At 52.9% G+C, this 19,233-nt stretch carries 10 protein-coding genes, 8 pseudogenes and 1 riboswitch; of the genes and pseudogenes, 2 read left to right on the plus strand and 16 right to left on the minus strand.

Annotated features, from left to right (window positions below):
• Window positions 1-42: 42 nt before the first annotated feature.
• The 14 genes and pseudogenes from purH to P378_RS05235 all read right to left on the minus strand — a co-directional run bounded on the left by purH (window position 43) and on the right by P378_RS05235 (window position 15,952).
• Window positions 43-1,583, minus strand: a pseudogene (purH, locus tag P378_RS05170) (bifunctional phosphoribosylaminoimidazolecarboxamide formyltransferase/IMP cyclohydrolase).
• Window positions 1,573-2,210, minus strand: a pseudogene (gene purN, locus P378_RS05175) (phosphoribosylglycinamide formyltransferase). The pseudogenes purH and purN overlap by 11 nt, the downstream one beginning before the upstream one ends.
• A gap of 62 nt (window positions 2,211-2,272) precedes the next feature.
• Window positions 2,273-3,323 (minus strand): annotated as a pseudogene (gene purM / locus P378_RS05180) (phosphoribosylformylglycinamidine cyclo-ligase).
• A 12-nt stretch (window positions 3,324-3,335) separates the two neighbouring features.
• Complete coding sequence (gene purF, locus P378_RS05185) at window positions 3,336-4,760, minus strand: amidophosphoribosyltransferase (protein WP_099082507.1); 1,425 nt, start codon at window positions 4,758-4,760, stop codon at window positions 3,336-3,338.
• Window positions 4,745-6,963: pseudogene (gene purL, locus P378_RS05190) on the minus strand (phosphoribosylformylglycinamidine synthase subunit PurL). Before purL ends, purF begins: the two are co-directional and overlap by 16 nt.
• A gap of 6 nt (window positions 6,964-6,969) precedes the next feature.
• The gene (gene purQ, locus P378_RS05195) at window positions 6,970-7,671 is read right to left on the minus strand and encodes a phosphoribosylformylglycinamidine synthase subunit PurQ (RefSeq protein WP_099082508.1); all 702 of its coding nucleotides are present in this window, start codon (window positions 7,669-7,671) and stop codon (window positions 6,970-6,972) included.
• Between the two features lie 3 nt (window positions 7,672-7,674).
• Complete coding sequence (gene purS / locus P378_RS05200; RefSeq protein ID WP_099082509.1) at window positions 7,675-7,923, minus strand: phosphoribosylformylglycinamidine synthase subunit PurS; 249 nt, start codon at window positions 7,921-7,923, stop codon at window positions 7,675-7,677.
• 247 nt (window positions 7,924-8,170) lie between these two features.
• A complete protein-coding gene (gene purC / locus P378_RS05205; protein WP_099082510.1) occupies window positions 8,171-8,878 on the minus strand; it encodes a phosphoribosylaminoimidazolesuccinocarboxamide synthase in 708 nt (235 codons plus the stop codon).
• Between the two features lie 126 nt (window positions 8,879-9,004).
• Window positions 9,005-10,297 carry an adenylosuccinate lyase gene (gene purB / locus P378_RS05210; protein WP_099082511.1) on the minus strand — a complete coding sequence of 431 codons (1,293 nt, stop codon included), beginning with the start codon at window positions 10,295-10,297 and terminating at the stop codon, window positions 9,005-9,007.
• 34 nt (window positions 10,298-10,331) lie between these two features.
• Window positions 10,332-10,846, minus strand: a pseudogene (purE, locus tag P378_RS05215) (5-(carboxyamino)imidazole ribonucleotide mutase).
• 20 nt (window positions 10,847-10,866) lie between these two features.
• Window positions 10,867-12,239, minus strand: a pseudogene (locus P378_RS05220) (NCS2 family permease).
• Window positions 12,240-12,492: 253 nt separating this feature from the next.
• Window positions 12,493-12,592: riboswitch (purine riboswitch) on the minus strand.
• 327 nt (window positions 12,593-12,919) lie between these two features.
• A pseudogene (guaA, locus tag P378_RS05225) lies at window positions 12,920-14,460 on the minus strand (glutamine-hydrolyzing GMP synthase).
• A 69-nt stretch (window positions 14,461-14,529) separates the two neighbouring features.
• A complete protein-coding gene (gene hpt, locus P378_RS05230; protein ID WP_099082512.1) occupies window positions 14,530-15,069 on the minus strand; it encodes a hypoxanthine phosphoribosyltransferase in 540 nt (179 codons plus the stop codon).
• On the minus strand, window positions 15,023-15,952 hold the full coding sequence (locus tag P378_RS05235) for an outer membrane lipoprotein-sorting protein (protein ID WP_238472901.1): 930 nt from the start codon (window positions 15,950-15,952) through the stop codon (window positions 15,023-15,025). The genes hpt and P378_RS05235 overlap by 47 nt, the downstream gene beginning before the upstream one ends.
• A gap of 152 nt (window positions 15,953-16,104) precedes the next feature.
• On the opposite strand from P378_RS05235, the pseudogene P378_RS05240 reads away from it, so the two are divergent.
• Together P378_RS05240 and P378_RS05245 are read left to right on the plus strand one after the other, a co-directional pair.
• Window positions 16,105-16,433: pseudogene (locus P378_RS05240) on the plus strand (nucleotide pyrophosphohydrolase).
• Between the two features lie 21 nt (window positions 16,434-16,454).
• Window positions 16,455-16,886: a DUF1015 family protein gene (locus tag P378_RS05245; protein ID WP_099082513.1), complete on the plus strand. Its 432-nt coding sequence runs from the start codon at window positions 16,455-16,457 to the stop codon at window positions 16,884-16,886.
• A 103-nt stretch (window positions 16,887-16,989) separates the two neighbouring features.
• Here P378_RS05245 and fliY read toward each other — a convergent pair whose 3' ends face one another.
• On the minus strand, window positions 16,990-18,219 hold the full coding sequence (gene fliY, locus P378_RS05250) for a flagellar motor switch phosphatase FliY (protein ID WP_099082514.1): 1,230 nt from the start codon (window positions 18,217-18,219) through the stop codon (window positions 16,990-16,992).
• Window positions 18,212-19,204 (minus strand): flagellar motor switch protein FliM, encoded by a 993-nt coding sequence (gene fliM, locus P378_RS05255; RefSeq protein ID WP_099082515.1) that lies wholly within the window; start codon window positions 19,202-19,204, stop codon window positions 18,212-18,214. Before fliM ends, fliY begins: the two co-directional genes overlap by 8 nt.
• Between the last annotated feature and the right edge of the window lie 29 nt (window positions 19,205-19,233).

Raw genomic sequence — 19,233 nt, forward strand, 5'->3', positions numbered from 1 at the left:
CCACTTATTTTTTAGCCTTAAATTAAGGTTACGATGACCAAATTAGTGTTTAAAATGCCGCAGGCCGGTAAACACCATGGCGATGCCATGCTCATTGCAGGCCTGGATGGACTCCTCATCCCGAATGGAGCCGCCCGGCTGAATGATGGCGGTAACACCTGCTTTGGCTGCCTCATCCACGGTATCCCGGAAGGGGAAGAAGGCATCGCTGGCCAGTACAGCTCCTTTGGCCTTGTCAGCGGCCTGTTCAAAGGCGATGCGTGCGGAACCCACCCGGTTCATCTGACCGGCGCCAACCCCGATCACCTGACCGTCTTTGGAAAGCACGATGGCGTTGGACTTAACGTGCTTTACCACCGCCATGGCGAAGATCATTTCCTTTAACTCTTCCGCTGAAGGCTGGCGTTCGGTCACAACCTTGAGCTCAGCCGGATCGGCAACCACCCTGTCTGCCTCCTGCACCAGCAGACCGCCGTTTACCTTTCTCACTTCCAGAACATCACGGGTCTGTTCCGTCAAATCGCCGGTCTTGAGAAGCCGCAGGTTTGCTTTCTTCCTTAATATCTCCAGGGCATCGGCGGTAAAATCCGGGGCCACCACGGCCTCCAGGAAAATTTGAGACATCTCGTTGGCGGTGTCGGCATCAACGCTTCTATTGCATGCCACAATGCCGCCAAAGGCGGAAACAGGATCCGTTTCAAAGGCTTTTTTATAAGCCGCCACCAGAGATTCAGCGGTAGCGGTGCCGCAGGGATTGTTATGTTTTATAATCACGGCGCAGGGGTCGCTGAATTCCCGCACCAGTTCCAGGGCACTGTTGGCGTCCAGAATATTATTATAGGAAAGTTCTTTGCCATGGAGTTGTTCCGCGTTGGCAATGCAGGGGCCGCTAATGGCAGGGTCCCTGTAAAAAGCCGCTTTCTGGTGGGGGTTCTCCCCGTAACGCAGGTTTTGTGCCTTGACCAGGGACAGGTTGAATTCCGGCTGAAATTCCTCTGTGCCAATGACGCCGTTCAGGTAGTTGGCAATGGCCGTATCGTAAGCGGCTGTATGGGCAAAGGCTTCCCCGGCCAGCTCCAGGCGCAGGGGAGCGGCAAGTTCTCCCTCCTTCTCCAGGGCTTCAAGCACCTGGCCATAGCGCTGCGGATTTACCACGATGCCCACATAGGCGTGGTTTTTGGCGGCCGCCCGCACCATGGTGGGACCGCCGATATCAATATTTTCGATGGCATCGGCCAGTGTCACCCCGGGCCGGGCGATGGTTTCACGGAAGGGATAGAGGTTGACCACCACCAGGTCGATGGGGGTAATTTGATGCTCCCTTAACTGGTTTAAGTGCTCCTCGGTCCGCAGGGCCAGGATGCCGCCGTGCACATTGGGGTGCATGGTTTTCACCCGACCACCCAGGATCTCCGGAAAACCGGTTACATCGGAAATATAGACCACCGGCACGCCGGCCTCCCGCAGGGTTTTTGCCGTGCCGCCGGTGGAAACAATTTCAACCCCCAGGCTGACAGCCCCCGGGCAAATTCCACCAGCCCGGTTTTATCCGATACACTAAGTAAAGCGCGTTTAATTTTCACCAATACCACGCCCCTTATTTTTATCTATAAACACTTTTCTCCCTTGCACCCGCAAACGTCCCTGGGCATACAGTTTGACAGCCTCGGGATAGAGCCGGTGCTCTTGCTCGAGAATCCTGGCTGCCAGGGTTTCTTCCGTATCGTCATCCAAAACCGGCACCGCCGCCTGCAAAATAATGGGACCGGTATCCATGCCTTCGTCCACAAGATGAACGGTACAGCCGGAGATCTTTACCCCGTAAGCCAGGGCGTCCCTTTGACCGTGCAGGCCGGGAAAGGAAGGCAGCAGTGCGGGATGAATGTTCATAATCCTGTTGGGGAAGGCCTTCAGCAGGGGTTCCCCCACCAAACGCATGTAGCCCGCCAGGCAGACCAGTTGAACCCCGTGGTCCTGTAGAATCTTCACCACGGCTCTTTCGTAGTCCCCTTTGCTCTCAAAGGCCTTGAGGTCTACCAAACAGGCAGGAATGCCCGCCGTTTTGGCCCGTTCCAGGCATAGGCCCCGGGCTTGTCACTGATGACCACCGCCACTTCCGCCGGGATTAAACCCTGCCGGCACTGGTCCATGATTGATTGAAGGTTGGATCCCCGGCCGGAAGCCAGCACACCTACACGTAGTTTTCCCATGATTTATCTCCCAAAAAACAAATACAGTAATAAGTAAAAGTCAAACTTCGAACATCGAGCCTCTAACCTCGAATATACTCTACCACCGGGTCTCCTGTTTCAACCCTGCCGATGCGGTAGGCAGTTTCACCCAGGTTTTCCAGTTCTTGCAGCACCAACGGGGCCTGCTCCGGGGACACCACCAGGACCATGCCGATACCCATGTTGAAGGTGCGCAGCATCTCTTCTTCCGCCACCTGGCCAATCTGCCGGATCAACTGAAAGACAGGCGGCACCGGCCAGGCTGCACGGTCCAGCACCACCTTCACCCCCCGGGGCAGAATCCTGGGAATGTTTTCGGTCAGGCCGCCCCCGGTAATATGGGCCAACCCCTTGATCTTGAATTGTTCCAGCAGCGGCAGGACCGCTTTCACATAAATGCGGGTGGGGGTCAGCAGTTCTTCCCCCACGGTACGATCCAGTTCCTGCACAAAATCGCTTACCTGGTAGCCCGCCACTTCCAGCAGGGCCTTGCGGGCCAGGGAATAACCGTTGCTGTGCAGTCCCGAGGAGGGCAGACCGATTACCACGTCCCCGGCAGTTATGTTTTTCCCGTCAATGATTTTACTGCGGTCCACGACACCCACCGCAAAACCGGCAATGTCGTACTCCTCTTCGGCGTAAAAGCCCGGCATCTCGGCGGTTTCCCCGCCGATCAGGCACAGCCGGCCTGGCGGCAGCTTCGGCCACGCCGCTGACAATGTCCGCCACCCTTTCCGGGACCAGCTTCCCCACCGCCAGGTAATCCAAGAAAAACAGCGGTTCCGCCCCCTGCACCAGAATATCGTTGACGCACATGGCCACCGCATCAACGCCGATGGTGTTATGAATACCCGTTAGCTGGGCCACCCGGAGTTTGGTGCCCACGCCGTCGGTGCCGGAGACCAGGACCGGTTCCTTGTATTTTACGGTGTCCAGGGCAAACAGCCCGCCGAAACCGCCGATGTCGGTAAGCACCCCCGGGCGGCAGGTGCTGCGCACCGCCTGCTTCATAAGAGACACCGCCCGGTTGCCGGCTTCTATGTCCACCCCCGCTCCGGCGTAGGTGAGGGGTTGTAATTTTTGCAAAGACATGGGTACACTCCCCTATTCCAAACTGTATTTGCCGCTCTCCTTTGGCTTGGGCACTTCCACCGGGTAGTTGCCGTTAAAGCAGGCGGTGCAGAAGTGGTCTTGCTTGGGCGCAAAGATGTCCAGCAGCCCCTCCAGGCTCAGGTAATGCAGACCGTCCGCATTGATGCTGCGCCGGATCTCTTCCAGAGGCTTCTGGGCCGCAATGAGTTCCTGTTCATCCGAGGTGTCGATGCCGTAGTAACAGGACCGCAGCACCGGCGGGGAGCTGACGCACAGGTGCACTTCCCTGGCTCCGGCCTCCCGCAGCATGGCCACCAGTTTTTGACTGGTGGTGCCCCGCACGATGGAGTCATCCACCATGACCACCCGCTTCCCCTGCAGCACTTCCCGGATGGGGTTCAGCTTCAATCTGACACCGATTTCACGCATTTCCTGGGTGGGCTGAATGAAGGTGCGGCCAATATAGCGGTTTTTCATCAGCCCCTCTTCAAAGGGTATGCCGGATTCCTCGGCATAGCCCCTGGCCGCGGCAGTACCGGAGTCCGGTACCGGAATGACAATATCCGCTTCCACCGGGTACTCCCTGGCCAACTGGCGTCCCATCTCCCGGCGTACTTTGTTCACATTAAAACTGTCCATGGTGCTGTCCGGCCGGGCAAAGTAAATATATTCAAAAATACAGTGGGCCGGGTTGTGCGCTTGAAAGCCCCGGGTGGAGGTCAGACCCGCACGGTCAATGCGGATGATCTCCCCGGGTTCCACATCCCGCAGGAAGGTGGCCCCCACCGTGGTCAGGGCGCAGGATTCCGACGCGACGACATAGCTGTCCCCCAGACGGCCCAGGCACAGGGGCCGGAAGCCGTGGGGGTCCCGGGCGGCGTACAGGGCGTTCTCGGTGATAATGAGCAAGGAGTATGCCCCTTTAACATCAATCATGCATTTCATCAGGGCTTCTTCCAGACTGTTGGCATTGTAGCGGGCAATCAGGTTCACCAGCACCTCACTGTCGGTGGAGGACTGGAACACCGAGCCGGTGGAGGCAAGCTGTGCCCTCAAGTCGGTAATGTTGGTTAAATTGCCGTTATGGGCCAAACCCAGCATGCCTTTGGCATAGCGAAACACCAGGGGCTGGGCATTGAGGGGCTGGCTGGCGCCGGTGGTGGAATAGCGGACATGACCGATGGCCACATGGCCGCAGAATTGATCCAGCGTATGCTCGGTAAACACCTCCGGCACCAGGCCCATTCCTTTGTGCAGCTGTACCTGCCTGCCGTCCGCCACCGCAATGCCGGCGCTTTCCTGTCCCCGGTGCTGCAGGGCGTACAGACCGTAATAGGTAACCCTGGCCACATCCAGCCCGGGAGCGTAGAGCCCGAAAACACCGCACTCTTCAACGGGTTTGTCCGGCAGCACAAAGGGATTTACTTCATTAAACATGGTATCGCCCCCAGCCAGGTTTCTTCCATCTTTGTCACGGGCAGGTTTACTAAATTGCCGCCGCAGCCGGTGCAGCCGGGATTCACCACATTCAGGACCAGTGAGTCGCCTCCCACGCTGCCCAGCTGGGTATAGGGAACGCCGGCGTCCACCAGTTTCTTCACCAGCTCAACGCCTTTGTCTCTGTTAACGCTAATTATGATGCGGGACTGGGACTCGCCAAAAAGCAGGGCATCGCCCCTGAAACGGCGCACCATGGTGATTTCCGCGCCAATGCCGCCGGAAATGCAGCATTCGGCCAGGGCCACCGCCAACCCACCTTCGGAGCAGTCGTGGGCAGATTTTATGAGCCCGCTCTGGATTTCTTCAAGCACAAACTTTTGCACTTTTTTCTCCAACTCTAAATTAAGAACCGGGGGTTTTCCTTTTTCCAGGCCGAAATGAACTTTCAGGTACTCGCTGCCACCCAGTTCCGGTAGGTTTTCGCCAATGAGGAAAATGGCATCTCCCTCTTGCTGAAAGCCCTGGGTGCAAACTTTATCCAGGTCTTCCACCAGGCCAACCATGCCGATGGTGGGCGTGGGATAAACCGCGTTGCCCCTGGTTTCGTTGTATAGACTCACGTTGCCGCCGGTTACCGGGGTTTCCAAAGTCCGGCAGGCCTCGGCCATGCTTCAATGCACTGCCAGAAGGTCCACATGACTTCCGGCTTTTCCGGGTTGCCAAAGTTCAGGCAGTTGGTGATGGCCAGGGGCCTGGCGCCGGAACAGACCAGATTGCGGGCAGCCTCCGCCACCGCAATGGCAGCGCCGGTTTTGGGGTCCAGGTAGCAGTAACGACCGTTGCAGTCGGTGGTCATGGCAATCCCCTTTTTGGTGCCCTTCACCCGTAGAACCGCAGCATCGGAACCGGGCTGTACCACCGTATTGAGACCCACCATGTAATCGTATTGCTTGTAAGCATATTCCTTGCTGGCAATGTTGGGGGAAGCCAGTAATTTCAGCAGCACTTCGTTATAATCGTGCGGCATATTGAGGGAATCCACCGGGTAGTTTTGCACTTCTTCCAGATAAGCCGGCACCCGGGTGGGACGGTGATAAACCGGCGCCTCTTCCGTTAAAGCCCTGGCGGGAATCTCCGCCACCACCTGGGCGCCTTCCTTTAAACGAAGAATACCGTCACCGGTAACCTGACCCACCACCACGGCGTCCAGATCCCATTTGGCAAAAATCTCTTTTACCTTTTCTTCAGTGCCTTTCTCTACCACCAGCAGCATCCGCTCCTGGGATTCCGAAAGCATCAATTCATAGGGGGTCATACCCTCTTCCCGCCTGGGCACCAGGGCCAGGTCCATTTCCAGCCCGGTGCCGGCCCGGCTGGCCATTTCACAGGAAGAACTGGTGAGACCCGCCGCTCCCATATCTTGAATGCCCACCACGTAGCCGGTTTTGATGACTTCCAGGCAGGCCTCCAGCAGAAGTTTTTCCATAAAGGGGTCCCCCACCTGAACGGCGGGGCGTCTTTCGGCCGCTTCTTCCGATAACTCCTCGGAGGCGAAGGTGGCCCCGTGGATGCCGTCGCGGCCCGTTTTGGCGCCCACCACCATGACCGGGTTGCCGATGCCCGCAGCAAGCCCTTTTTTAATATCCTTCTGGTCAATGAGACCCACGCACATGACATTGACCAGGCAATTGTCTTCATAACTGTCGGCAAAATACACTTCACCGCCCACGGTGGGTACACCGATGCAGTTGCCGTAACCGCTGATGCCCGCCACCACGCCGTCAAACAGGTAGCGTACCCTGGGCTTGTCCAGTTCCCCGAAGCGCAGGCTGTCCAGCACTGCCACGGGTCTGGCCCCCATGGTGAAGATATCCCGTAAAATGCCGCCCACGCCGGTGGCAGCGCCCTGGTAAGGTTCAATGGCAGACGGGTGGTTGTGGCTTTCGATTTTAAAGACCACGGCCTGTCCGTCGCCGATATCCACAATGCCGGCATTCTCGCCAGGCCCTTGTAAAATGGCCGGTCCCTCGGTGGGCAGCGTTTTCAAAGCCGGTCGGGAGGTTTTATAACTGCAGTGCTCCGACCACATGACGGCAAAAATGCCCACTTCCACGTAGTTAGGTTCCCGGCCCAATATTTCTACAATTTTTTCATATTCAGAGTCGGTCAGGCCCATTTCTCGCCTTACTTTGGGGTCCATCGCCATCTAGCCGCACCTCCTCTGCCAGAAATCCAGTAGGGATTGAAAGATAAGTTGTCCGTCGGTATTGCCCAGAACTGACTCGGCACAGCGCTCGGGGTGAGGCATCATGCCCAGCACGTTGCCCCGTTCGTTGCAAATGCCGGCGATGTTGTTGAGAGAACCGTTTGGATTGGCTTCCGGGGTGATTTCCCCGTGGGGGTCACAGTAGCGGAATAAAATTTGTTTATTTTCCTCCAACTGCCGGATCGTTTCAGGGCCAGCATAGTAATTTCCTTCGCCATGGGCAATGGGAACTTTGATGACTTGTCCCAGGGAAGCCCGGCAAGTAAAGGGGGTGGTATTGTTTTCAACTCGTAAAAAGGTGTCATGACACAGGAACTGCAGGTTTTTATTGCGGTGCAGCGTGCCGGGCAGCAGCCCGGCCTCGGTCAGGACCTGGAACCCGTTGCAAATGCCGATCACCAGGCCTCCCTTTTGGGCAAACTCAATCACCGGCGTCATCACCGGCGAAAACCTGGCCACAGCACCGCATCTCAAGTAGTCTCCGTAAGAAAATCCGCCGGGCAGTACGATGCAGTCAAACCCATCGACACTGCCGGACTTATGCCAAATGTATTCCACCGGCTGCCCGGTTACGGTTTGAATGGCATGCAGGCAGTCGGCGTCACAATTGGAGCCGGGGAACACCACCACTCCAAATTTCACGCTTTACACCTCCACCAGTTCAAAAGTATAGTCTTCAATCACCGGGTTCACCAGCAATTTATCACACATGTCCTTGACCTGTTTTGCCGCTTCGGCCCGGTCGGCAACCTCCAGATCCACCACCATATAACGTCCGATGCGTACTTCCGGCACGTTATGGTAGCCCAGGGCGAACAGAGACTTCCGCACCACGCTGCCCTGCGGGTCTAATACACTTTTCCTAAGGGTTACGTAAATCTTAGCTTGAAACACGTCAAACCCTCCTTCTTCAGACGTCGGTCGTCGGTCGTCAGACGTCGGCTTTTTTTAGGTTTCATTTTATAAAAATGTTTTACTCTTATGATTAAGTCCCATATTTTTCAATTGTTTTCTATTCAAATTATCCAGTTAAGATAAACACCCTTGCCATCATACTGATAGCCAATGGCCAACAGCTAAATAAAAAATCTGAAGGCTGATGGCTGAGGGCCGGACCCCGAAGCAATGCCCGTAAGCGAATCTACTCCCCGGTCAATCTCCTTAAAACTTCCTGGTAGGCGTCTTCCACGTTGCCGAGGTCCCGGCGGAAGCGGTCTTTGTCCAGTTTCTCGCCGGTGGTTTTGTCCCAGAAGCGGCAGGTGTCCGGGGAGATTTCGTCTCCCAGAAGCACCTGGCCCTTGTGCAGGCCAAACTCCAGTTTGTAATCAATCAGATCAATATTTACCGGGGCTAAATACTCCCGCATGATTTCGTTCACTTTCAGCGCCATTTCCTTGATCAATGCCATTTGTTCCGGGGTGGCCAGTTCCAGTGCTGCGATGTGCGAGGCGTTGATTAAGGGGTCGCCCAGGGCGTCGTCTTTATAATAATATTCAAGCACGGTCTTGGGCAGAATGGTTCCTTCAGGCAGACCCACTCTTTTGGCCAGAGAACCTGCCACAATGTTGCGGACCACAACTTCCACCTTAATGATATCTAAAGCCTTGACAATCATTTCACGGTCGTTGACCAGCTCCACAAAGTGGGTGGGGATGCCTTTGCTTTCCAGCAGTTTGAAAAATACCGCCGATACTTTGTTGTTGACCACCCCTTTGTTGTCAATGGTGCCCTTCTTTTGCCCGTTAAAGGCGGTGGCGTCGTCCTTGTACTCCACCCAGAAATAATCGGGGTTGTCGGTGCGGTATACCTTTTTGGCCTTGCCTTCATAAATCATTTCCAGTTTTTGCATGCTGTGAACTCCTCCCTTAAAATGAGAAGTGAGATGCGAGAGGTTAGAGGTGAGATTTAATACTTAAAACTTCTACCCCTCACTTTACACTTCTTAATATTTATCCTCTACCAAATTTCGTTTTGCTTACAGTCCAAAGCGGGAGTAGATATCGTCGATATGTTTCAAGTGGTAACTGTAATCAAACAGTCCCGCCAGTTCTTCGGAGGTTAAATGGGCCTTAATGTCCGCATCGGCCTCTAAAAGATCCAGGAATTTGGTGCCGGTACGCCAGGCCTCCATGGCGTTGCGCTGTACCAGTTCGTAGGCCCGTTCCCGGGTCAGTCCCTTGTCCACCAGGGCCAGCAGCACCCGCTGGGAAAAGACCAGGCCAAGGGTTTTTTCCAGGTTTCGTTTCATGTTTTCCGGGTAGACCAGCAGTTTTTCCATGATGCCGGTAAACCTGTACAGCATGAAATCCAGGGCGGTGGTGCTGTCCGGGATAATCACCCGCTCGGCGGAGGAGTGGGTGATGTCCCGCTCGTGCCAGAGGGTTACATTCTCCAGGGCGGCCATGGCATTGGCCTTGACCACCCGGGACAGACCGGACACGTTTTCCGCTGTAATGGGGTTTCGCTTGTGGGGCATGGCCGAGGAGCCCTTTTGCCCTTTATTGAAGTATTCTTCCACTTCCAGAATGTCTGTCCGCTGCAAATTGCGAATTTCTGTGGCAAACTTATCAAGGGAGGCGGCAATGACAGCCATGGTGCAGAGATATTCCGCATGGCGGTCCCGCTGGAGGATTTGGGTGGATACTCTGGCAGGTTTCAGCCCCAGTCTTTTGCAAACGTAGGCTTCAATTTTGGGATCAATGTTGGCATAGGTGCCCACAGCGCCGGAAATGGCGCCGACACTGACGGTCTTAACGGCATGCTGCAATCTTTCGATATTTCGTTCGGTCTCCGCCACCCAGAGCAACATCTTAAGGCCGAAAGTCATGGGTTCGGCATGAATGCCGTGGGTGCGCCCGATCATCAGGGTATTCCGGTGTTCCTTGGCTTTTTCCAGCAGCACCTCACGCAAGCGTTCCAACCTTTTCAGGATCAGTTCGCCAGCTTCTTTCATGCGCACACACTGGGCGGTGTCCACTACGTCGGAGGATGTCAGGCCCATGTGAATATACTTAGAGTCCTCCCCGACGTTTTCCGCCACGCAGGTTAAAAAGGCGATTACGTCATGACGGGTGACTTCCTCGATTTCCAGGATGCGTTCCACGCTGAAGGCCGCCCTGGCTTTGATGTTCGCCAGCGCTTCCGCCGGCACCTGGCCCAGCTCTGCCATGGCCTCACAGGCAGCAATCTCTACGTCCAGCCATTTTTGAAACTTATTTTGATCTGACCAGATATGCTTCATTTCCGGTAAAGTATAACGTTCAATCATATGGCAAAAGAGTCCTCCGTTTCCTTTACAATCCCTATTTGGCGGCCAGGTAACCGTCTACACCCAGTTCTTTGATCCGGGCGTCTTTGGCCTCCACTTCCCTGGCCAGCTCTTCCTTGAACCGGTGTAGTTTTTCCCGGACGGTGTCATCGGATAGGGCGATCATCTGCACAGCTAAGATGGCAGCATTCTTCGCCCCGTTAATGGCCACTGATGCCACCGGAATGCCCGGGGGCATTTGCGCAATGGAATAAAGGGCATCCACCCCGTCCAGGGCGCGGATTTAACCGGTACCCCGATGACCGGCAGAACAGTGTGGGCTGCCACGACACCCGGCAGGTGCGCTGCCAGGCCGGCGGCGGCAATAAGTACCTTTAATCCCCTGGACTCGGCGGTCCGGGCATAGGCGGCGGTTTTATCCGGCGCCCGGTGGGCGGAAGAGATGGACAATTCATAGGGGATACCGAATTTCTCAAGGGTTTTTACAGCGTCTTTCATCAGGGGCAGGTCAGAATCGCTGCCAAGTACAATACCAACCAGGGCTGTCATGGCGAAACCTCCTTCAATTTTTATTCACCGCCCAGGAAAATAAAGCGGGTAACCACCAGGGCAAACAGAATGTACATCATCCAGTGAACTTCTTTTGCACGCCCGGAGAGAACCTTTAAACCGGTGTAGAAAATAATCCCTGCGGCAATGCCGTTGGCGATGCTGTAAGTAAAGGGCATTAAAGCAAAGGTCATAAAGGCCGGAAAGCCTTCGGTAAAGTCATCGAAGTTAATATCCCGTACAGCGGAAACCATCAGCACCCCGACGATAATCAAAGCCGGCGCTGTGGCAGCGCTGGGGATCAGACCGGCCAGAGGCGCCAGGGCCAGGGCCAGCAGGAACAGAACACCGGTGGTGACGGCAGTCAGACCGGTCCGGCCGCCTTCACCGATGCCGGCGGCACTTTCCACGTAGGCGGTGACGGTACTGGTGCCCATAAAAGCGCCGAAGGAAACACCCAGAGCATCAACCAGCATGGCCCTGCCGATTTTCGGGGACTGGCCCTTTTCGTCCAGCAAACCGGCTTTATCGGCGGTACCCACCAGGGTTCCGAAGGTATCAAACAGTTCTACGAAGGTAAAGGTAAACACAACGGTCCAGATGCCCATATTCAAGGCACCCAGAATGTCCAGTTCACCCACATAAAGATTGCCGAAATCCGGTAAAGCAAAGGGAGTAAAATTTTCAGGAATTACGGTAACGCCCATGGGAATCCCGATGAGGTGGAAGCCAGAATCCCGATCAGCAGGGACCCTTTCACCCGGTTGGCCATTAAAACCGCAGTGATGGCGAGACCGATCAGGGTTAACATGGTGGCGGGGTTATGAAAAGATCCCAGGAAGCTGTTCCATTCAAAGAATTTCAGGGTGGCTACCCCGCCTTTTTGCAGGGCCTCCAATGTTGGGGGGATAACGGGACCCGCTTTAACAATGGTAAGTTCGGAAAGTTTCAAACCGATAATGGTAATAAACAAGCCAATACCAACGGTGATGGCCCGTTTGAGGGAGTTTGGCACAGCCAGAACCAGAATTTGGCGCACCTTGGTCACCGTAAGAATAACAAAGATAATACCGGAAATAAACACAGCGCCAAGGGCCACTTGCCAGGGCATACCTACATGCTGGGCGGCCACGGCGGCGAAAAACGCGTTAAGACCCATACCGGGTGCCAGGGCGATGGGGAAATTAACAAACAGACCCATGGCAATGGTTACCAAACCGGCTGCCGCGGCTGTGGCAAAGAACACAGCATTCTTATCCATACCGGTGGCGGACAGGATGTTGGGGTTCAGGAACAAAATGTAGGCCATGGTCATAAAAGTCGTCAGACCTGCCACCACTTCTGTCCTTACGGTGGTTTTGTTCTCTTTGAGCTTGAATAGCTGTTCCAGCACTTTCCAGACTTCCTCCTTATTTAAATGAGATTCACAGTGTCCCGGGTTCATTTTTCTAGATTATTATTACCCCTAGAAAATTTATAATGCGTTAACAGGTTTTTACAAGCCACACAAAGTCAAAAAAGCCCAGAACGATAGGTTTCATTCTAAAGCAGAGTGAAACCTACCGCCTGGGCTTTTATCCCTATCGGTGTAGCGCAAAACGCCTGTACCGCTTGGACCAAACCAACCCTCATGGGTTGTGGAACCCTAGGTACACTTTCCCTCCCGTAGTCCGGCAATTACGGTTGCCTGGTAGAAACACTTGGGCCAATTCCCAAGCATATACGGAACGATTGATTTGTACAATCCAATACTAGCAAGACCGTGTAAATTTGTCAACGAGCTAGGACAAATTTTACAGTGCTTAATCTGCGGATGTAAGCTTACTAACAAGGGTATTTTCAGCAAAGGAGAAACGGTATAATAGTTTAACTATAATTCCACTGCAAATAGTATTTGTTTAACCCGTATTTTCTTCTAAACTCCTAAAAATTATGGAATTAATTGGCAAAATCCCAACAATTTAGTTATTAGTGGTTTTGATCTCCTAAATTGTTTAGAAATCAAAACCACCAGTAATAATAACTCATAATGCTTTAAGGACTTTCAATTCGAGGCACCACGCCTCTACCGACCTACTCCCACTCAATGGTTCCCGGAGGTTTGGAAGTGATGTCGTAGAGACCCGGTTTATCTCTTCCACCTCGTTCACCAGGCGGGTGGAGATGTTGGCCAGTACATCGTGGGGAATGCGTGCCCAGTCGGCAGTCATGCCGTCGTGGCTGTAAACAGCCCGCACCACGATGGCGTAGGCGTAGGTACGCCCGTCACCCATTACGCCAACGCTGCGCATATCCGGCAGCACCGCAAAGTACTGCCAGATCTCTCTGGACAGGCCGGCCCTTTTAATCTCATCGGTCACCACAAAGTCGGCCTCTCTTAAAATCTCCAATTTTGGCTTGGTAATCTCCCCGAGGATCCTGACAGCCAGTCCGGGGCCGGGGAAGGGCTGACGCCAGACAATCTCCTCCGGCAGGCCCAATTCTTCGCCTAACCGGCGCACCTCATCCTTAAACAGCCAGCGCAGGGGTTCAACCAGTTGAAACTTCATATCTTCCGGCAGGCCGCCTACATTGTGGTGGGATTTAATCACCGCCGCTGTAGCGGTGCCGCTCTCAACTACGTCCGGATACAGGGTCCCCTGGACCAGGAAATCGATTTCTCCCAGTTTTCTGGCCTCTTCTTCGAACACCCGGATAAACTCGGTGCCGATGATTTTACGTTTTTGTTCGGGGTCGGTGACACCCTTGAGTTTCCCCAGGAACCGTTCCGAGGCATCCACGTGTACCAGCTTAATATTAAACTGGTTGCGGAAGGTATTTACCACCTGCTGTGCTTCGTTTTTCCTCAACAACCCGTGATCCACAAACACACAGGTCAACTTGTCCCCCACCGCCCTGTGCACCAGCACCGCGGCAACGGAAGAATCCACCCCGCCGCTTAAGGCACACAATACCTGGCGATCCCCCACCTTTTGCCTGACGTCATGCACGGCTTCCTCCAGGAAGGAACCCATGTTCCAAGAGCCGGTGCAGCCGCAAATGTCAAACAAAAAGCTCTTTAGAATCTCCATTCCCTTGGGAGTATGAACGACCTCCGGGTGAAATTGAACGGCATATAACTTCTGTTCCGGGTTGGCCATGGCAGCCACAGGAGCTTTTTCGGTTCTGGCGGTGACTTGAAAGCCCGGCGGCGCCTCTTCAACCCGGTCGCCATGACTCATCCAGCATTCCTCATCGGCCATCAGGTTTTTAAAAATATTGTCGCACTGCATTACTTTCAAATTAGTGCGGCCGTACTCATGCTGTTCGGCGGAAACCACTTTCCCCCTCAATTGATGGGTCATCAACTGCATGCCGTAACAAATGCCCAGTACGGGTACGCCCAGTTCATAAACTGCCGGATCGACAGTGGGTGCGTTTTGCACGTAAACACTGGACGGGCCGCCGGAAAAGATGATGCCTTTGGGATTCTTCCCCTTGATCTTGTCAATGGAAACGTTATGGGGTTCAATTTCGCAGTATACATTACAGTCCCGAATACGACGGGCAATGAGCTGGGTATACTGTCCACCGAAATCCAGGACCAAGATGAGCTCCTGCTCAGCTAAAGACATAAAGTTATTCCTCCGTTCAGTAAAACTCTTGTTAAGAAGTTGTACTCCCTACATTAATCGAACCTCGAATTAGCCCTTGTATATTTCCGGCTTCAGTACAGCGATGTAAGGTAAATTACGATAACGCTCGTTGTAGTCCAAACCGTAACCCACCACAAACTCATCCGGGATGCTGAACCCGTTATAATCGATGGGAACCTCCACTTTGCGGCGGTCGGGCTTATCCAGGAGCGTGCAAATTTTTAGACTGGCCGGACCCCGGGATTTCATATTTTCCACCATGTACCGCAGGGTCAGCCCGGTATCGACGATGTCTTCCACGATAATGACGTGCTTCCCTTCAATACTCTTGTCCAGGTCCTTTAATATCCGTACAACTCCGGACGAAATGGTGCCGGCACCGTAACTGGAAACGGCCATAAAATCAAAAAAAGTGGTTACTTCGATGTGACGCACCAGGTCTGCCAGGAAGATCATGGCACCCTTGAGGATACCGACCATCAGGATGCTTTCACCCTGGTAATCCTGTGTGATTTGCTGCCCTAACTGCCTTACCCGTTCATTAATATGGTTCTCGTCTAAAAGTATTTTTTCCACATGGGGATGCATCATCTTCACTCCTTGCCAGTAATTGCCTACCAACTGAGCATAACAAAAAAACCTTTTTTTCGTCAATAGTTGATGTCCAAGTTCCACTGTTTAGATTTTCCGATATCGGGATAAAAATGCCGCTCCCTTTGGGAACGGCATAGAAAACTTTACTAGGCTGAGTCTCCAGAGTTTTTCGTATTTCCGGCGGGACCTCAATCTTCAGGTCACGGTCATAATCCCATATTTTGATCAGCATTTCCAGTCCACCGGTATTCGTGTCCATCTTGTTTGCTCTGATCATGGCCTGGCGAATGTTTGTATCTTTTTTATCCACCCAAACTTTATAATAAAAATCATCAAATTGGTCTTCTAAAAACACGTTCTCCACATTGGGCTTCAGTTCATAGACCAGGCATTTTTCCCCGTCCAACCTTTCCTCACCAACCAGGGCCAGTTCCGGGATATCTTTAAAATTAAAATTGGCCAAAGGGTTTAACTCCGAAATAAACAATTCAGTTTGCGACAGCTTTAAATCCTTCAGGGTCAGCCATTTGCCGGAGAAGGGATCCTTCATATAGGTATTGTCTTCAACCTGGGTAAATTCTACCGGTGTTTTCAGGACCGTGCCCTTGATATGAACCTTATCGGGCATCACCCGCTCGCCTTCCACCTTGCTGTAAAACTCATTCTCCCCCAGGAGCTTTGATTCCACCACAAAGCGAAAGCTCCGGCTGGCGAAGGTGTTATCCAGGGCTGTTTCAAAGGTTTTTTCCTCATCTACCTGGCCGGTCCCTGAAAACAACCAGCTGCTTAAAAAAACAATGCCAATAATAATTCCTGCCACGGCCGCCATCGGGCCGAGCCTGCGCCTGTTTAAAAATATCCATCTCGGTGTGAGCACAAAAATCCCCCCAGGCTAAGTTCTTTTTAAATAATACTGTTGAGACTTCTACTTTATACCAATATCACATGAAAAAGACGCCAGGGGTAACAATAAAAGGGAGTCAATGGTATAATATACCTGTTTGATTTTGTCTAATCGGGAGGGGTTCTGTGAGTCTCAAAGACATGCAAAAGAATGTACACGAATGGATTAGCCAGTTTGAAGAGGGCTACTGGCACCCCCTGTCCATGCTGGCCCGCTTGACCGAGGAAGTGGGTGAACTGGCCCGGGAGGTTAACCACCTGTATGGCCAAAAGCCCAAAAAGGAAGGGGAACCGGAGGGTAACCTCGATCTGGAGTTAGCGGATATTTTGTTTATCGTCGCTGTTTCGCCAATTCATTGAATATTGATCTGGACAAGGCCTTTCAGGAAATGATGGAGAAATACCGGCAGCGGGACAGCAACCGCTGGACTCGCATCCAGCCGGAGGAAGAATAATGTATACGGAGGTAGATGCAGATGGCTAAGGCGGCTTTAATTAAACAGTCCGGCATGCATCCCCTTTCCCTGCTGGACAGGCTAACCAGGGACTTTGTTCAAGAGGATTTTATCTTGTACCAGGAATACCGGAACCTTGACCTTTTGTTAAGCAGAATACATGCCCTCAGCCGGCGTGCCGACGGCGAGAAGCGGCCGGTCTTTGTTTTATTCGCGGGAGGAGACTGCTCGTTCATCAATACATTAAAGGAAAAAAGCAGCCTTTTACAAACCATTTCTCCCAATGAAAAGGATAAAACCCTGGCTGTCTTTAAACAGGAGGTATTGGAAGGTATCCTGGGCCTGGACCCCCGGGAGCAAGGGGAAAATGTCACTTACACCGAAGACCTGGCCTCCGCCCTGAAAGCCGTAGATGAAGCCCAATATTCGTTCGTCTTCATACTGAATGAATAGCTGTCCGTCACCGGATTGACGGCAATCTCCAATCAGTCAAGCAAAAAGAGGTGAGAAGGGAATCCGTTTACCGAATTACCCGTCTCACCTCTAACTGTTCTTTTTAAAATCTTTTATTGCCCAACCTCTTAATTCTCTCCATGGGACTAATGATATTGGTAATGCGAATGCCGAAGTTTTCGTTGACAACCACCACTTCACCGGTGGCCACCAAAGTTCCGTTCACCAAAACTTCCACCGGTTCATCGGCCAGGGCATCCAATTCAACCACTGAACCGGGAGCAATCTTTAATACATCCTTGATGGGGCGTTTCGTTCTTCCCAGAACAACGCTGACCCGCAGGGGGATATCCAGGATCAAATCCAGGTTCCTTTGCTCCAGGGATCCCAGAGACAAGGGTTTATATTCCGGTTGGACAACGGGCGGCGGCGCTACAGGCGCCGGGGCCGGCGGGGGGGTACTCTCCTGCGGTAACATGCCTACCAGTTCGCCCAACTTATCCGAGCTGGGTACACCGGATAATTCCTCTTTGGCTGCCTCAGGCTGTGGTTCCGGTGTGCCCATGATGTCCCTTAAGAGAAGGTTCGCTTCCTCTTTGGCCGTCTCCACACTCATGATCTGCATGATCTCGGTATCAACCAAATCACCGATCTTCATATCAAAGGAGACAGCAACAATAATGTCCTCTATCTTTTCCGGCGGGTGCGCCAGCGGATCTTCCTTTGTTCTCAAAAGATTGGTCTCAGGCGGTGAAATGTTAATTGGACGGTGGAACATCTGTGACAGGGAGGTCGCGGCCGTACCAATCATCATATTCATGGCCTCGGACGCTGCACTGATTTCCAGGTCCGAGATTTCCTCGGACATGGGGGTGCCGTCTCCCCCCATCATCAGGCTGGCCATGGTGGCAGCATCATTTAAACGAATGACCAATAAATTATATCCACTCAGCCCTTCGCTAAAATCAACCTTAATCACCAGATAAGGAACAACAAAAGAATCAAATAATTCCTTCTTGGTTAGAATTCTAACTCGCGGGCTGGTTATACTGACCTTCTGACTTAAAATTTCCGATAGGGTGGTCGAAGCAGACCCCATGGATATGTTGCCGATTTCCCCCAGGGCGTCCATTTCCTCAGGGGTCATTAATCCGGTTATATCCAGATTTTCCAATTGGTCTCCCGGCATGGCCGCGATGCCTGCCGGTTCCTCGGGCAGGGCCCCGGCACTTTCCACCGCCGCCTCTGTTTCCGGTGACAAGTCCGGGTTGCTGCCCGTTATTTGGGCTCTCATTAAAGCATCAATTTCTTCCTGGCTTAACAGTTTAGACAATTTCCCACGCCTCCTCGGCCAGTGAGGTCACCTGAACCGCCAGGCTCTGGCCGACCGTTCCCACTTGGACTTTATATTTAAGTTCATCATCCACATACAGATCAAGATCCTGGGTAAAACCTCTGTTCAAGGGCAGTACATCCCCCACCTGAAGCTGCAGGAAATCCTTTACAGCAATGTCTGCATGTCCTGCAATGACACTGACTTCTACGTCTGACTCGCCCAGCCAGAACTCCAGCGCCTGCAGGTCCTTCTCTTCCTGCTCGGTCTCCCTGGTAAACTGGTTGGCCATAGAAAATCTGGAAAGTACGGAATCAAGCAGGCTGTAAGGCAGGCAGAGATTGATAAGTCCCCGCACTTCCTCTCCCACACCGGCGGAAAAGGTGATCACCGCAACGATATCGTTGGGCGACATCAACTGGTGCAGGTGCGGGTTGGCATCGATTGATTCCACCTTGGGCGTAATGCTGACAATATCTTTCCAGGTGATGGTTAAATGATCCAAAAGTCTTTTGATAATACGGTTGGCCACAGAAAGTTCAATATCCGTCAGCTCTCTCATTTTAAAGGGCAATTCTCCTGGCCCGCCGAATTGAAGGTCGAGCACCGGGAATAAAAACTGCAGGTTGGTTTCCATCAAGGCTGTTCCCTTAAGGGGCGCCAGGCTGAAGACCGTCATCACCGTTGGACTGGGGACTGAATTTATAAATTCCTCATATGTAAATTGCCCCATGGAAGCAACTTCAATGGAGATGGAAGATCTTAAATAACCTGATAAAAAGTTGGAGAGCAGCCGGGCAAAACCCTCGTGCAATACCTGAAGGGTGCGCAGCTGTTCCTTGGTAAATTTATTAGGCCTCCGGAAATCGTAGAGCTTTAACTTTCTATGTTCCTTGTTTTCCATGGTTTCCCGGGGTACGTCTCCTGCCATTAACGCCGCCAGCAGCGAGTCTATTTCCCCCTGGCTCAGAACTTCCTTGGACAACTTTTACACCCCCTCTAAACCAGGATACT

The sequence above is a fragment of the Desulforamulus profundi genome (assembly GCF_002607855.1).